Source organism: Streptomyces sp. NPDC058877, assembly GCF_042742855.1.
Taxonomy (GTDB): Bacteria; Actinomycetota; Actinomycetes; order Streptomycetales; family Streptomycetaceae; genus Streptomyces.
Window position 1 is genome coordinate 1 of sequence record NZ_JBHYMF010000165.1, and the last position, 15,250, is coordinate 15,250.

11 protein-coding genes and 1 riboswitch are annotated in these 15,250 nt (G+C 69.5%); of the genes, 2 read left to right on the top strand and 9 right to left on the bottom strand.

From position 1 onward, the window contains the following. Nucleotides 1-173: 173 nt before the first annotated feature. The 4 genes from ACFW2Y_RS28230 to ACFW2Y_RS28245 all read right to left on the bottom strand — a co-directional run bounded on the left by ACFW2Y_RS28230 (nucleotide 174) and on the right by ACFW2Y_RS28245 (nucleotide 4,949). A complete protein-coding gene (locus tag ACFW2Y_RS28230) occupies nucleotides 174-857 on the bottom strand; it encodes a GntR family transcriptional regulator (protein WP_384884836.1) in 684 nt (227 codons plus the stop codon). A gap of 190 nt (nucleotides 858-1,047) precedes the next feature. Further along, nucleotides 1,048-1,818 (bottom strand): M23 family metallopeptidase, encoded by a 771-nt coding sequence (locus tag ACFW2Y_RS28235; protein ID WP_384884838.1) that lies wholly within the window; start codon nucleotides 1,816-1,818, stop codon nucleotides 1,048-1,050. 12 nt (nucleotides 1,819-1,830) lie between these two features. Continuing rightward, nucleotides 1,831-1,996, bottom strand: a riboswitch (cyclic di-AMP (ydaO/yuaA leader). Nucleotides 1,997-2,208: 212 nt separating this feature from the next. Next, the gene (locus ACFW2Y_RS28240) at nucleotides 2,209-3,606 is read right to left on the bottom strand and encodes a M16 family metallopeptidase (RefSeq protein ID WP_384884840.1); all 1,398 of its coding nucleotides are present in this window, start codon (nucleotides 3,604-3,606) and stop codon (nucleotides 2,209-2,211) included. After that, nucleotides 3,603-4,949, bottom strand: a complete 1,347-nt coding sequence (locus tag ACFW2Y_RS28245) for a M16 family metallopeptidase (RefSeq protein ID WP_384884842.1) — start codon at nucleotides 4,947-4,949, stop codon at nucleotides 3,603-3,605. Before ACFW2Y_RS28245 ends, ACFW2Y_RS28240 begins: the two co-directional genes overlap by 4 nt. A 181-nt stretch (nucleotides 4,950-5,130) precedes the next feature. Between ACFW2Y_RS28245 and ACFW2Y_RS28250 the strand changes: the two genes are divergently transcribed. Further along, on the top strand, nucleotides 5,131-7,590 hold the full coding sequence (locus ACFW2Y_RS28250; protein WP_384884844.1) for a DNA topoisomerase (ATP-hydrolyzing) subunit A: 2,460 nt from the start codon (nucleotides 5,131-5,133) through the stop codon (nucleotides 7,588-7,590). On the opposite strand, the gene ACFW2Y_RS28255 is transcribed toward ACFW2Y_RS28250, so the two are convergent. The 4 genes from ACFW2Y_RS28255 to ACFW2Y_RS28270 form a co-directional block, all read right to left on the bottom strand. Then, entirely contained in the window at nucleotides 7,587-8,645 is a 1,059-nt protein-coding gene (locus tag ACFW2Y_RS28255) for a CobW family GTP-binding protein (RefSeq protein ID WP_384884846.1), read from the bottom strand. The genes ACFW2Y_RS28250 and ACFW2Y_RS28255 overlap by 4 nt on opposite strands. A 268-nt stretch (nucleotides 8,646-8,913) precedes the next feature. After that, nucleotides 8,914-10,506: a cation acetate symporter gene (locus tag ACFW2Y_RS28260; protein WP_384884848.1), complete on the bottom strand. Its 1,593-nt coding sequence runs from the start codon at nucleotides 10,504-10,506 to the stop codon at nucleotides 8,914-8,916. Continuing rightward, nucleotides 10,503-10,988, bottom strand: coding sequence for a DUF485 domain-containing protein (locus ACFW2Y_RS28265; protein ID WP_384884850.1), 486 nt, complete (start codon nucleotides 10,986-10,988; stop codon nucleotides 10,503-10,505). Before ACFW2Y_RS28265 ends, ACFW2Y_RS28260 begins: the two co-directional genes overlap by 4 nt. Nucleotides 10,989-11,437: 449 nt before the next feature. After that, nucleotides 11,438-13,555 (bottom strand): type IIA DNA topoisomerase subunit B, encoded by a 2,118-nt coding sequence (locus tag ACFW2Y_RS28270; protein ID WP_384884852.1) that lies wholly within the window; start codon nucleotides 13,553-13,555, stop codon nucleotides 11,438-11,440. Nucleotides 13,556-13,988: 433 nt separating this feature from the next. Here ACFW2Y_RS28270 and ACFW2Y_RS28275 point away from each other — a divergent pair, with 433 nt between their 5' ends. Further along, entirely contained in the window at nucleotides 13,989-14,219 is a 231-nt protein-coding gene (locus ACFW2Y_RS28275) for a hypothetical protein (RefSeq protein WP_384884854.1), read from the top strand. Nucleotides 14,220-14,347: 128 nt separating this feature from the next. On the opposite strand, the gene ACFW2Y_RS28280 is transcribed toward ACFW2Y_RS28275, so the two are convergent. Continuing rightward, nucleotides 14,348-15,166 carry a S1 family serine peptidase gene (locus ACFW2Y_RS28280; protein WP_384884856.1) on the bottom strand — a complete coding sequence of 273 codons (819 nt, stop codon included), beginning with the start codon at nucleotides 15,164-15,166 and terminating at the stop codon, nucleotides 14,348-14,350. Nucleotides 15,167-15,250: the final 84 nt, after the last annotated feature.

The following is a 15,250-nucleotide window of genomic DNA, read 5'->3' on the forward strand; positions in this document are numbered from 1 at the left end:
AACCACGGCCATTCGCATGACTGCGCCTCCCACCGGGTTCGGATTCACCGACCGCAGGCCCGCTGATCCCGCGGCGCCCGCTCGGCATTCATCGCCCGCATCCACGAACCCTTCATTTCGGGCAGCACAAACGGCACCATCCGAATAGCCATTCTTTGTATACGGCGCACATGTTAATTCTGGGCGCTCGCCGTGTTGACTGCGCGTTGCGAAAGCCTCACGCGCCCCTGCTCCTGCCTTTTGGGGCGGTGCAGGGACAGCGACCGTTCCGCGTGCAACGCCGTCAGCGCCCTCGCCCGCTCGGCGTCACCGCGCGCCACGGCGTCCACGATCGCACCGTGCTCCACCCAGGCCTCCAGCGGCTGGGCGGGCTGTTCCACGACGTACATCCAAGCGATCTTGTACCGCAGCTGAGTGAGCAGCGCCGTCAGGGCAGGACTGCCGGAGGCCTGCGCGAGCGTCTCGTGGAACCAACTCCCGAGCGACCTCAGGTCCTCGCCCTGTCCCCGCCTGGCCCGCTCCTGCCCCAGCCTGACCAGGCCGCGCAACACCTTCAGATGCGCCTGGGTGCGCCGCTGCGCCGCCCGCGCGGCCCCCAGCGGTTCGAGCAGCGCCCGCATGTCGAGGAGGTCGGCCGCCTCCTGTTCGGTGGGCTCGGCCACATGGGCGCCCGCATGCCGGCGGGTGACAACGAAGCCCTCGGACTCCAGGGTGCGCAGCGCCTCACGGACCGGAACGCGGGAGACCCCGTACCGACGGGCGAGCTGTTCCTCGGTCAACCGGCTCCCCCGCTCGAACAGACCGGAGACGATGTCGTCCCGGATCGCCGTGCATACCGAGTGCGCGGGAATGCGCATGTCCGACCTCCGCCTTGGTCCGCGCGAGACAACGTGATCGACGCCCGTCCTGCGTCCGATCTGCGACTCTATTGCAGCACGCCAGAATTTCCGATGCCCCAGCGGAATCCATGGATATCTTTTGGTCAGCAAAAAACCCCGGCTCAGTACGAGCCGGGGCTTTTGCGACGTGGTGCGCGACGGATCCGGATCAGACCGCGACGCCGCGGGCACGGAGGTACGAGATCGGGTTGACGTCCGAGCCGTACTCGGGGCTCGTGCGCGCCTCGAAGTGGAGGTGGGGACCGGTCGAGTTGCCGGTCGAACCCGAGACGCCTATCTGCTGGCCCGGCTCGACGGTCTGGCCGACGTACACGCCGATGGAGGCGAGGTGCCCGTACTGGGTGTAGGTGCCGTCGTTCATCCGGATGACGATGTTGTTGCCGTAAGCGCCGCCCCAGCCGGCCTCGACGACGGTGCCGGAGCCGACGGAGACGACCCGGGTGCCGTAGGCGGCGTGGAAGTCGACGCCGGAGTGGCTGCCGGAGGACCAGAGCGAGCCGCCGGTCTTGTAACCGGTGGAGACGTACGAGCCGGCAACGGGAAGCTGGAAGGAGGCCAGGCGGCGGCGCTCGGCCTCGCGGGCGGCACGCTCGCGCTCCAGGCGGATCTCCTTGGCCCGGGCCTCGGCCTTGCGCTTGGCCTCGGCCTCGGCCTTCGCCTTGGCGATGGCCTCGACGGCCTCCTGCTCCTGGGCGGCGGCCTGGGCGTTGATCCGGTCCACGAGGGAATCCTCGGTGATCACCTGGGTGAGGCCGGTGTCCTCGGGGGAACGGTCGTCCGTGTCGGCGGCGAGCGCCGGGGAGGCCAGGGTGCCGATGACGCCGGTGGTGGCGAGCGTCGCCGCACCGGCGATGCCCACGCTGCGGCGAGCCATCCGGCTCGAACCACGATGCTTCCCGGTGGCACGGGTGAACGCCATGAAGTGGCTGGTCCTTTCCTTCCTTCTCGCCTACCGGGTTAGCTGACGGGTTCGGAGCAGGAAGGTCTCCTACGAACCCCTCCGTCCGGGACGAAGGCGCTCGATTCACCCCAGGGACTCGATGTGGGTCCCCGGCTCCCCAGGCTCGCGCCTGACGGGGACTCGGCGATGACTGTTCGATGCCGCGGTTGCGGCACGTGCAACTGACGAACAGCCGGACCGACGCTATGCGGATCGTCTGTCAATCACCAAACAGACACGCTTATTTGTAAGACATGCCACAGGGCAGAAGGCCACCCTTACCAGCAATACGGACAAACGGGAGGTCCCTGACGAACCATGCCGTCAGGGACCTCCGTTGCCGGGCTCTGCCGTGGTCGGCGGAACGGATCAGCCGGTCACCACGGTCACTTCACCGATGCCGAGCGCCCGCACCGGCTCCGCGATCTGAGCGGCGTCACCGACCAGCACGGTGACCAGTCGGTCCACCGGGAAGGCACTGACCACGGCTGCCGTCGCCTCGACCGTGCCGGTCTCGACCAGGCGCGCGTACAACTCGGCCTGAAAGTCGTCCGGGAGGTGCTGCTCCACCTGATCGGCGAGCGTCCCGGCGACCGAAGCGGCCGTCTCGTACTTGAGGGGTGCCACACCCACGAGGTTCTGCACGGCCGTCTCGCGCTCGGCGTCCGTGAGTCCCTCCGCGGCCAGGGTCCGCAGCACCTTCCAGAGGTCCTCAAGCGCCGGACCCGTGTTGGGGGTGTCGACGGAACCGCTGATGGCCAGCATCGCCGCTCCGTTCCCCCCGGCGTCGGAGCGGAGCACCTGCCCGAAGGCCCGCACCCCGTACGTGTAGCCCTTCTCCTCGCGCAGGACACGGTCCAGGCGCGAGGTCAGGGTGCCGCCCAGGCAGTAGGTGCCGAGGATCTGGGCCGGCCAGACGCGGTCGTGCCGGTCCGGACCGATCCGGCCGATCAGCAACTGGGTCTGCACCGCACCGGGGCGGTCCACGATGACGACCCGCCCGGTGTCGTCGGCGGTGACCGGCGGCATCGGCAGCGGCTCGGCCGGCTCACCGACCCAGGCGCCCAAGGACTCGGCGAGGACCTTGTCGAGGTCGACGCCGGTCAAGTCACCGACGACCACGGCCGTGGCCGTGGCGGGCCGTGCGTACGCCTCGTAGAAGGCGCGTACCGCAGCGGCGTCGATCGCGGCGACCGTCTCCTCGGTGCCCTGGCGCGGCCGGGACATCCGGGAACCGTCCGGAAACAGCTCCTTGTAGAGCTGTTTGGCGGCGCGACGGGACGGGTTGGCCGACTCGTGCGGGATCTCGTCGAGGCGGTTGCGCACCAGGCGTTCGACCTCGGTCTCCAGGAACGCCGGCGCGACGAGGGCCTCGGACAGCAGGCCGAGCGCCTTGGGCAGGCGGGAGACCGGCACCTCCAGGGAGACTCGCACGCCCGGGTGGTCGGCGTGCGCGTCGAGCGTGGCGCCGCAGCGCTCCAACTCGGCCGCGAACTCCTCCGCACTGTGCCGGTCGGTGCCCTCGGACAGGGCGCGGGCCATGATCGTGGCAACGCCGTCGAGACCGGCGGGCTCGGCGTCCAGCGGCGCCGGCAGGAAGAGCTCCACCGCCACCACCTGCTGACCGGGCCGGTGGCAGGTGAGCACGGTCAGACCGTTGTCCAGCTTCGCACGGTCCGGAGCCGGGAAGGCCCACGGCTTCGCGGTGCCCGGCTGGGGCTGCGGGTGGAAGTCCATGTTCGTCAAAGACACGGCAGCGTCGGTCACTGGTCCGCTCCCTCTTCCTCGTCGCTGTCGCTCTGCTCGGTCGCCAGGGGCTCGTAGACGAGCACCGCACGGTTGTCGGGGCGCAGCTTGGCCGCCGCGACCGCCCGGACCTCGTCCGCGGTGACGTCCAGGACCCGGTCGACGGCGGTCAGGGCGAGCTGCGGGTCGCCGAAGAGCACCGCGAACCGGCACAGTTCGTCCGCGCGGCCCGCCACCGTGCCGAGCCGGTCCAGCCACTCCCGCTCCAGCTGGGCCTGCGCACGCTCCATCTCCTCCGACGTGGGACCCTCCGCCGCGAACCGGGCGAGCTCCTCGTCGACGGCCGCCTCGATCTGCGGCACCTCGACGCCGCCGGAGGTCTTCACGTCGAGCCAGCCGAGCGAAGGCGCCCCGGCGAGCCGCAGCAGGCCGAAGCCCGCGGCCACCGCGGTACGGTCACGGCGCACCAGGCGGTTGTGCAGGCGGGAGGACTCGCCGCCGCCCAGGACCGTCAGGGCGAGGTCGGCGGCGTCACACTCGCGCGTGCCGTCGTGCGGCAGCCGATAGGCGGCCATCAGCGCACGGGCGGGAACCTCTTCCTCGACGACCTCGCGCAACTGCTCGCCGATGACCTCGGGCAGTTCGCCGGGGCGCGGCTCGGGCTTGCCGTCGTGGGCGGGGATGGAGCCGAAGTACTTCTCGACCCAGGCGAGGGTCTGCGCCGGGTCGATGTCGCCGACGACGGACAGGACCGCGTTGTTGGGGGCGTAGTAGGTGCGGAAGAAGTTCCGCGCGTCCTCCAGGGTGGCCGCGTCCAGGTCGGCCATGGAGCCGATCGGCGTGTGGTGGTAGGGGTGGCCCTCCGGGTAGGCGAGGGCGGTCAGCTTCTCGAAGGCGGTGCCGTACGGCACGTTGTCGTAGCGCTGGCGGCGCTCGTTCTTGACGACGTCCCGCTGGTTCTCCATGGACTCGTCGTCCAGGGCGGCGAGCAGCGAACCCATGCGGTCGGCCTCCAGCCAGAGCGCGAGCTCCAGCTGGTGCGCGGGCATGGTTTCGAAGTAGTTGGTGCGCTCGAAGCTGGTCGTGCCGTTGAGCGATCCCCCGGCGCCCTGGACCAGCTCGAAGTGGCCGTTCCCCTGGACCTGCTGGGAGCCCTGGAACATCAGGTGCTCGAAGAGGTGGGCGAGGCCGGTGCGTCCCTTGACCTCGTGACGCGAGCCGACGTCGTACCAGAGGCAGACCGCGGCGACCGGGGTCAGGTGGTCCTCGGAGAGCACCACGCGCAGGCCGTTCGCCAACCGGTGCTCGGTCGCTGTCAGGCCGCCGGAGCCGGCCTCGGCCGTGGCCGTGTGACCCATGGGCATGTACGTCCCTTCGATCGCGATGTGAAAAAGTCCTGCCACTGTATGCAAGCGCGCCGACACCTGGCGAAGTTCCCGCTCCGTCATGATGTCCCTCTTCCGGGTCGCGGTCGGCGTTGTCGGTGACACGGTCCACAATGGTCCGCGTCAGATCAACCTTGTTGGTGAAGGAGCCGCAGCCGCGATGGCCCGCCGCAGCACGAAGACACCGCCGCCGGACGACGCGTACGAGGAGAAGATCCTCGACATCGACGTCGTCGACGAGATGCAGGGCTCCTTCCTCGAGTACGCGTACTCGGTGATCTACTCGCGTGCCCTCCCGGACGCCCGCGACGGCATGAAGCCCGTCCAACGCCGCATCGTCTTCCAGATGAACGAAATGGGCCTGCGCCCCGAGCGCGGCTTCGTCAAGTGCGCCCGCGTCGTCGGCGAGGTGATGGGCAAGCTGCACCCGCACGGCGACGCGTCGATCTATGACGCGATGGTCCGCATGGCGCAGCCCTTCTCCATGCGTCTGCCCCTGGTCGACGGCCACGGCAACTTCGGTTCCCTGGGCAATGACGACCCACCGGCCGCCATGCGGTACACCGAGTCCCGGATGGCCCCCGCCGCGCTCCTCATGACCGAGTCCATCGACGAGGACACGGTCGACTTCGCGCCGAACTACGACGGCCAGGAGCAGGAACCCGTCGCGCTCCCCGCGGCCTACCCGAACCTGCTGGTCAACGGTGCTTCCGGCATCGCGGTCGGCATGGCGACGAACATGCCCCCGCACAACCTCGGCGAGGTCGTCGCGGCTGCCCGCCACCTGATCCGCTACCCCAACGCCGACCTCGAAGCACTGATGCGCTTCGTGCCCGGCCCCGACCTGCCCACCGGCGGTCGGATCGTCGGCCTCTCCGGCATCAAGGACGCCTACGCATCGGGGCGTGGCTCCTTCAAGATCCGCGCCACCACGACCGTGGAAACGGTGACGGCCCGCCGCAAGGGCATCGTCGTGACCGAGCTGCCGTTCACGGTCGGCCCGGAGAAGGTCGTCTCCAAGATCAAGGACCTGGTCGGTTCCAAGAAGCTCCAGGGCATCGCGGACGTCAAGGACCTCACCGACCGCAGCCACGGCCTGCGTCTGGTCATCGAGATCAAGAACGGTTTCGTGCCGGAAGCGGTGCTGGAGCAGCTCTACAAGCTGACGCCGATGGAAGAGTCCTTCGGCATCAACAACGTGGCCCTGGTCGACGGCCAGCCGCTCACCCTCGGCCTCAAGGAGCTCCTCGAGGTCTACCTGGACCACCGCTTCGAGGTGGTCAGGCGCCGGTCCGAGTTCCGCCGCACCAAGAAGCAGGACCGGCTCCACCTGGTCGAGGGCCTCCTGGTCGCGCTGCTCGACATCGACGAGGTCATCCGCCTCATCCGGGAGAGCGAGAACTCGGCCCAGGCCAAGGAGCGCCTGATGGAGCGCTTCTCCCTCAGCGCGATCCAGACGCAGTACATCCTGGACACCCCGCTGCGCCGGCTCACCAAGTTCGACCGCCTGGAGCTGGAGGGCGAGCGCGACCGCCTCAACGGCGAGATCGACGAGCTGACCGGAATCCTCAACTCCGACGCGGAGCTCCGCAAGTTGGTCTCGGCGGAGCTGGCAGCAGTCTCCAAGAAGTTCGCCACGGACCGGAGGACGGTCCTGCTGGAGTCGGCGGGCGCACCCGTCGCGGCCGTGTCCCTGCAGGTCGCGGACGACCCCTGCCAGGTGCTGCTCTCCTCGACCGGCCTGCTCGCCCGCACGGCAACGGCCGAGCTGCCGCCGGTCGACCCTGACGCGGCGCGGGCCAAGCACGACGTGATCGTGTCGGCGGTGGCAGCCACTCAGCGCGGCGAGGTCGGCGCGGTGACCTCGGCCGGACGGCTGCTGCGGGTCGCGGTGATCGACCTGCCCCAGCTGCCGGACACCGCGAGCGCCCCGAACCTCGCGGGCGGCGCACCGCTGTCGGAGTTCCTCTCCCTGGAGACGGACGAGACGGTCGTCTGTCTCACCACGCTGGACGAATCCTCGCCGGGCCTCGCCCTCGGCACGCTCCAGGGCGTGGTGAAGCGCGTGGTGCCGGACTATCCGTCGAACAAGGAGGAGCTGGAGGTCATCACCCTCAAGGAGGGCGACCGGATCGTCGGCGCCGTCGAACTGCGGACGGGCGAGGAAGACCTGGTCTTCATCACCTCCGATGCCCAACTGCTGCGCTACCAGGCCTCCCAGGTGCGGCCCCAGGGACGTCCGGCAGGCGGCATGGCCGGCATCAAGCTCGCCGCGGACGCCGAGGTGATCTCGTTCACGGCCGTCGACCCGGCAGCGGACGCCGTCGTCTTCACCATCGCGGGCTCCACGGGCGCCCTGGACGCCTCGGCGGGCACCTCGGCGAAGCTGACCCCCTTCGACCAGTACCCGCGCAAGGGACGCGCGACCGGCGGCGTCCGTTGCCAGCGCTTCCTGAAGGGCGAGGACGTCCTGATCCTGGCGTGGGCGGGGGCCACCCCGGCGCGCGCGGCCCAGAAGACCGGCGCCCCGGTGGCACTGCCGGACGTCGATCCCCGCCGCGACGGCTCGGGCACCCCGCTGCCCAAGACGATCGAAGTGGTGGCGGGCCCCGCTCGTTAGAGCCCGTCCGCTTCGGTCTGCTCCGCCGTCCGCTGCACGTACCGCAGGACGCCCCACATGCCGTGCTCGTCGGGGGCGTCCTGCGGGCCGTTCAGCTCGCAGGCCACGAGTTCCTTGCGCAAACCGGCAGCATCGATGCCGGAGCCGATCAGGACGAGCTGGGTGAGCCGTTCCTCGCCCACCGGCCAGGGCTCGGGGTAGAAGCGCAGGAAACGACCGACCGCATGCACGGAGTAGCGGTTGTCCGGATCGGCGGACCCCAGGTCGACGAAACCCTTGATCCGGTACAGGCCCTCGGGGCGGGAATCGAGGAAGGCCATCAGCCGACGCGGTTCCAACGGTGTCGTGGCCGTCACCGACAGGCTCTCGTAGGCCGCGTGCGGATGGGCTCGGTCGGCGCCTTCGGGGCCGTAGAGGATGTCCTCGATCGACATCTGCCCCTCGATCTCCCCCTCCGGAACGACCCGGTCGAAGAGCAGCTCGGGATCGACGCGCCCGTGGGAGGCCTCTACCACTGCGGCGCGTCCGGCAAGCCCGGCCACGGTCTCCCGCACGCTTCGCAACTCCTCCTCGGGCACCCGGTCCGCCTTGTTGACGACCACGAGATCAGCGAGGGAGAGATGCCGGTCGGCCCCCGGATGCCGGAGCCGGGTGGCGGGGAACTCGGCCGCGTCGACGACCTGGACGAGCCCTCCGTACACGACCCGCTCGTTCTCGCTGGCGAGCACCATGCGCACCAGTTCCTCCGGCTCCGCAAGGCCGCTCGCCTCGATCACGATCACGTCGAGCCGTGCCTCGGGCCGGGTCAGTACCTCCAGGTACTCGTCGAGCTCGCCGGCGTCGACGGCGCAGCACAGGCAGCCGTTTCCGAGCGAGACGGTGGAGCCGACCTGACCGGCGACGGTCATCGCGTCGATGCCGATGTCACCGAAGTCATTGACCATGACTCCGATGCGGGTCCCCCGGGCGCTGCGCAGCACATGGTTGAGGAGCGTGGTCTTTCCTGCTCCGAGGAACCCGGCCAGGACGACGACGGGGATCTGCTGCGTGCTCAAGGGACGTGCCTCCGCTTCCTTCGGGTCCCACTTCCGTGGGAACCCCCCAGGATAAGCACTCGGCCCCTGGCCCTTCCGGTCGCGGCTCACGACCGCCCCGGGCTCCCGGGCAGCGAACCGTCCGTGCACCGCGGGCGGTTCGGGCGACCGCGACCAGCCCTCCCGCGGTCCTTCCCCCGCGGCGGACCGCCACGACCGCAGTGCCCGTGCGGTGCCTCTCCCCGCCCGTCGCCGACCGCGGCTGCCGACGGCGCGGGGCGCCCCGGCCTCAGACGGCTCCCGCGCCCGTGAGGGCCCGCACCTCGGTCTCCGCGTGCCGTGCCTCATCGGGCGGTTCGGGTGAGGTGACCGTGCCGACCCACCCCGCGAGGAACCCGAGCGGAATGGAGACCACGCCGGGGTTCTGCAGGGGGAAGAGATGGAAGTCGAGGCCCGGGAACAGCGACTCCGGGCTGCCCGACACGACCGGGGACAGCAGGACGAGCAACACCGCCGGGACCAGTCCTCCGTACACGGACCAGACCGCCCCCCGGGTGGTGAACTTCCTCCAGAAGAGCGAGAAGAGCAGCACCGGCAGGTTGGCGGAGGCCGCCACCGCAAAGGCCAGACCGACGAGGAAGGCCACGTTCAAGTCACGGGCGAGAAGCCCGAGGCCGATGGCCGCGGCGCCGATCCCCGCGGCGGCGATGCGGGCCACCGCCACCTCGCTGTGGGTCTCGGTACGCCGACGGCGCAGCGAGGCGTACAGATCGTGGGCGACGGAAGCCGAGGAAGCCAGCGTGATCCCCGCGACCACGGCGAGGATCGTCGCGAAGGCGACGGCTGCGACGACCGCGAAGAGCACCGTGCCACCGGTGGAACCAGCGCCTCCGCCCAGGTCGAGGGCCAGTAGCGGTACGGCCGTGTTCCCCGAGGCGTTGGAGGCACGGACCTGGTCGGAGCCGATCAGTGCAGCCGCCCCGAAGCCGAGCACGATGGTCATCAGGTAGAAGCTGCCGATGAGTCCGATGGACCAGATGACGGAGTGACGGGCCGCCCGGGCGGTCGGCACGGTGTAGAAGCGCGACAGGATGTGCGGCAGTCCCGCCGTGCCGAGGACCAGGGCAAGTCCGAGGCTGATGAAGTCGAGACGGGCCGTCCAGTCGCCGCCGTAACGGAGCCCGGGGGCGAGGAAGTCCGAGCCGCGCCCGCTGCGTTCGGCCGCGGTGGAGAGCAGGCCGTTCACATCCCCGTGGAACCGGAACAGCACGAGGACGGTGAGCGCGATGGTGCCTGCCATGAGCAGGACCGCCTTGACGATCTGGATCCAGGTGGTGGCCCGCATGCCGCCGAGCGACACGTAGATCACCATCAACGCTCCCACGCCGATCACAGTCCAGGAGCGCGCCGCCTCGCTGGAACCGCCGAGCAGCAGTGCCACCAGGCTCCCGGCGCCCACCATCTGGGCCACCAGGTACAGCACGGAGACGGCGACCGAGGAGGTGCCGGCGGCGATCCGCACCGGGCGCTCCGCCATCCGTGCGGCAATGACGTCGGCCAGGGTGAACCGTCCGCAGTTGCGCACCAGTTCCGCCACCAGCAGGAGGACGACCAGCCAGGCGACGAGGAAGCCGACGGAGTAGAGCATCCCGTCGTAGCCGTAGAGGGCGATCAGCCCGGAGATGCCGAGGAAGGAGGCCGCGGACATGTAGTCCCCGGCAATGGCGAAGCCGTTCTCCAACGGAGAGAACAGCCTCCCTCCGGCGTAGAACTCCTCCGTCGACCCCTGTCTCCGACGACTCACCCATGTGGTGATTCCCAGGGTGACGGCCACGAAGAGGCTGAACAGCACGAGCGCCAGGGTCTGATGGCTTCCGGTCACGGCTGCGCCACCCCTCGGGTCATCTCCTGCGTGTCCCAGCGCAGGTCCAGCGCCGCCCGGTCCCTGCGCAGTCGCGCATGACGGGCATACGCCCAGGTCAACAGAAAGGTGCTGAGGAACTGCCCGAGTCCCGCGACCATGGCCACGTTGACCACGCCGGTGACCGGCCGGGCCATCAGACCGGGCGTGGCGATGGCGGCCACCACGTAGGCGAGGTACCAGAGGAGGAACGCCAGAGCGGCTGGAAAGACGAACCGGCGGTAGCGACGGCGCACTTCCTGGAAGGCAGGGCTGCGCTGGACTTCCAGATAGATCTCGGCCGCGCCCTGGACCCGCTGCCCCGGCACCGTGTCGAGCCGACCGCCACGGGGCCTCCCGGCTCCCGCGCCTCCGTCCAGCCCGGAGGCTGCCGCGTCGTGCCAGGGGTCGTCGACGGTCAACGCCGAAGCGTCGCGCCCCTGTTGCTTGTCCACCTGCTCCACCGACCAACTCTCCTTGTCAGCGAACCGTTTCGGCCGCGTGCCCAAGGATGGACAGAGCAGGAAGATCCCGGACTCTTCTCCTCCCTCTCTTCACCCCATCAGGTGACTCTTTTCCCGGGCGGCCCGACCGGGCCGTGCCGATGTGCGTGTCCACGGCCCGCTCCCGATCGCGGACCGGTCTCCTCGGGGAGCTCGTCGACGCAGGGGGTCGCCTTGACCACGGTCGTCCGCAGCAGTCGGGCGAGTTCCCGCTCGGACGGTCCGCCCACCGGCTGCACCACTGATGCGCCGCCCACCCCGTGACACCGTCCGCAGGCGGCCGGACCGGGGCCTCCACCGGATGCGCCCGTACCCTCCGCGGCAATTCCGTCACGGAAGGTACGGGCCGACGTTATCGAGCCGGGAGCGAAGCGCCTCCTCCACCCGAGGGGGAAGCGCCCGGGCGCACGTCAGGCATCGATGCGCGAGCGGTCGAGGGTCGCCGCGGAGCTGGTGATGAACTCCTTGCGGGGTGCCACGTCATTGCCCATGAGGAGGTCGAAAACCTGCTCGGCCGCCTCCAGGTCGCCGATGTTGATGCGGCGCAGGGTGCGGTGGCGCGGGTCCATCGTGGTCTCCGCGAGCTGGTCGGCGTCCATCTCGCCCAGACCCTTGTAGCGCTGGATGGAGTCCTTGTAGCGGACTCCCTTGCGCTGGAACTCCATGAGGGTCTGGCGCAGCTCGTTGTCCGAGTACGTGTAGACGTACTTGTCCTGGCCCCTCTTGGGCTGGACGAGCTCGATCCGGTGCAGTGGCGGCACCGCGGCGAAGACCCGTCCGGCCTCGACCATGGGTCGCATGTACCGCTGGAAGAGCGTGAGCAGCAGGCAGCGGATGTGGGCCCCGTCGACATCGGCGTCGACCAGGAGCACGATCTTGCCGTAACGGGCGGCGTCGATGTCGAAGGTGCGGCCCGAACCCGCTCCTATGACCTGGATGATCGCGCCGCACTCGGCGTTCTTGAGCATGTCCGAGACGGACGACTTCTGAACGTTGAGGATCTTGCCGCGAATGGGGAGCAGGGCTTGGAACTCGCTGTTCCGTGCGAGCTTGGCCGTACCGAGCGCCGAATCCCCCTCGACGATGAAGAGCTCGCTGCGCTCCACGTCGTCACTGCGGCAGTCCGCCAGCTTGGCCGGCAGCGAGGAGGACTCCAGCGCGGTCTTCCTGCGCTGCGCCTCCTTGTGCTGGCGGGCCGCGATCCGGGTGCGCGCCGCGGCGACGGCCTTCTCCAGTACGGCACGGGCCTGCGCCTTGGCGTCCCGCTTGGTGGAGGTGAGGAATGCCTTGAGCTCCTTGGCCACCACGTTCGCCACGATCCGACGGGCGGCGGAGGTACCGAGGATCTCCTTGGTCTGTCCCTCGAACTGCGGCTCGGCGAGGCGGACCGTCACCACGGCCGTGAGCCCCTCCAGGGCGTCGTCCTTGACGATGTCGTCCTCGGCGACGCGCAGCAGCTTGGCCGAGCGCAGCACCTCGTTCACCGTCTTGGTGACGGCCTGCTCGAAGCCCGAGACGTGGGTGCCGCCCTTGGGCGTGGCGATGATGTTGACGAAGGACTTGACCGTGGTGTCGTAGCCGGTGCCCCAGCGGAGGGCTACGTCGACGGCGAGCTCCCGGGTGACCTCGGTCGGGGTCATGTGGCCGCGCTCGTCGAGGACCGGGACGGTCTCCTTGAAGCTGCCGTGCCCGGTGAGGCGCTGGATGTCACAGACCGCCCTGTCCTGCGCGAGGTACTCGCAGAACTCGCTGATGCCCCCGTCGAAGCGGAAGGTCTCTTCGCTCTTGCCCACGTCGGCGAGGTCCCGCTCGTCCCGGACGACGATGGTGAGACCGGGTACGAGGAAGGCGGTCTGCCGGGCACGCTGGTGGAGCGTCTCCAGGGAGAGCTTGGCGTCCTTGAGGAAGATCTGGCGGTCCGCCCAGTAACGGATGCGGGTGCCGGTGCGGGCCTTGGGGATGCGCTTGCCCTTGACGAGCCCGTTGCCCGGGTCGAAGGGGCTGTCGGGGCCCTGCGCAGCGAAGACGCCCGGCACTCCCCGGCGGAAGCTGATCGAATGGATCGCGCTGTTCCGGTCGACCTCCACGTCGAGGCGGGCCGACAGGGCGTTGACCACCGAGGCGCCCACACCGTGCAGACCGCCCGAAGCCGCGTACGAGCCGCCGCCGAACTTTCCTCCGGCGTGCAGCTTGGTCATGACGACCTCGACACCGGAGAGGCCGGTCTTCGGCTCGACGTCGACCGGGATGCCCCGGCCGTTGTCCCGGACCTCGACGGAACCGTCTTCGTGGAGGACGACCTCGATGTGATCGCAGTAGCCGCCGAGGGCCTCGTCGACCGAGTTGTCGATGATCTCCCAGATGCAGTGCATGAGGCCGCGGCTGTCGGTGGACCCGATGTACATGCCGGGGCGTTTGCGAACCGCTTCGAGCCCTTCGAGTACGAGCAGGTGCCGCGCGGTGTAGTTGGAACCGTCACGGTCTGCGGTCAGCAGCGCACTGGACGGCACGGACGTTTCGGCGGTCACGCGGTTCGCTCCTCGCTGAATTTGAAATCTGGCCCGGTGGGGTAAGGCCCGGCTTCGGCCACCGCTCAGAGGGTACCGATGCCTGGTAGAGCCGTTGTCACGCCACCCTCCCCGATTCCCCATGCTAGTCCAGCCTCGCATGGATGTTCGATCCCTCGATGGGGTGACGCAAACATCACGTTCCCTTCCAGGCATGAACCATTTAGGCTCCGGGCACGTCCTCATGAACAACCGGCAACCCCGCCGGGAGGGCTAACCGACACAAGCAACGCGAAATCCGTAGAGCGACGCAATACGGCTCATTCGCCGCCAACCGGCAGCAGACAGCCACCTTGGGAAGAAGTTTCAAGAAAAAGCCGCGAGCGGGAACGTTTTCGGCCTGGTTGGATGTTGACCCTGGTACGACAGCTCGTCGAGCTAGAGAAGAGGCGACGTGACTACTGTTCTGACCCCCGCGACCCCCCTGACGGCCGCTGACCGATGCGACCGCTGCGGCGCCCAGGCATACCTGCGCGTCGTCCTGACCAGCGGAGGTGACTTGCTCTTCTGCGCCCACCACGGACGTAAGTTCGAGCCGGAACTCAAGAAGATCGCCGTTGAGATACAGGACGAGACGGACAGGCTGACGGACGTGCCGGCCCGCACGATGGGCGACGACCACTGACGCCTCGCATCCACGACGAGCCCAGTGCCGGTCGCTGACCGGACGACGGGCGGTCACCCCACCACTTCGATGGGTGACCGCCCGCTCTCGTCTCCACCGCCGGGGCGCCCGCGCCCCCTCCCTCCGGCTCAGAAGCGCGCCGGAAGCACCGCGGAGACGCGGGTGTAGACCCCGGGGTTCTCGGCCTGGCCACAGCCACTCCCCCAGGACACCAGGCCGACGAGAAGCCCCCCTGCCACCAATGGGCCTCCGCTGTCCCCTTGGCAGGCGTCCTTGCCGCCCTGCGGATCACCTGCGCACAGCATCGTCTCGCGCTGGTAGCGGGCGCCGAACCCCCCCGGATACGCCCGCTCGCACGCGGTGTCCGGCAGCACTTGGACGCGCACCGTCCGCAGCGCCGAGGCGTAGGACCCGCTGCCGGTCGTATCGCCCCATCCGTAGACGTCCGCCTCCGTCCCGGGCGCGTACGAAGGATGGCCCGAGCCGGCGACGCCGATCACATGGGACTCCTGCAGCGCACTCACCAGGGTCAGCACCGCCAGGTCGCCCGTGTTGGTCGTCGGGTCGTACGCAGGGTTGATCCAGGCGTCCGAGATCCGGACCTCCTGCCCTCCCTGTCCGCGCAGCGCCGCACGGCCGGCAATGACCACGAAGTCGCGCACCTCCTGTGGTTCTCCCCCGAGCACCTCACGCCCCAGACAGTGGGCCGCTGTGAGCACCTTCGTCGGAGCGACGACCACGCCCCCACAGAACTGCCCCGCACGCATACCCCCGAACCGGTCACGGCTGGACAGTGCCACGACCCACGGCGCATCCGCGATCTGGATCGGCCGGCCGCCCACCACGACGCTGTCGGCGGCCACGGGAGCGGCACTGCCGAGCTGTCCTGCCGCAGCGACGATCAGGCCCAGAGCACCTGTCAATGCTCGGGTGAGGGAACCACGCATGGAGCCTCCTGACTCTCAGGTGATGTCGGTTCACCCAGAGTCCAGCACACGCCTCCGCCGTGCACCCGCGCACGGCCGGAAGGG

What these genes read in the sequence shown, in the direction of transcription:
- ACFW2Y_RS28245 (WP_384884842.1), bottom strand. Translation starts at nt 4,949, where the DNA reads ATGCCCATGGGTCACACGGCCACGGCCGAGGCCGGCTCCGGCGGCCTG.
- ACFW2Y_RS28235 (WP_384884838.1), bottom strand. Translation starts at nt 1,818, where the DNA reads ATGGCGTTCACCCGTGCCACCGGGAAGCATCGTGGTTCGAGCCGGATG.
- ACFW2Y_RS28280 (WP_384884856.1), bottom strand. Translation starts at nt 15,166, where the DNA reads ATGCGTGGTTCCCTCACCCGAGCATTGACAGGTGCTCTGGGCCTGATC.
- ACFW2Y_RS28250 (WP_384884844.1), top strand. Translation starts at nt 5,131, where the DNA reads ATGGCCCGCCGCAGCACGAAGACACCGCCGCCGGACGACGCGTACGAG.
- ACFW2Y_RS28230 (WP_384884836.1), bottom strand. Translation starts at nt 857, where the DNA reads ATGCGCATTCCCGCGCACTCGGTATGCACGGCGATCCGGGACGACATC.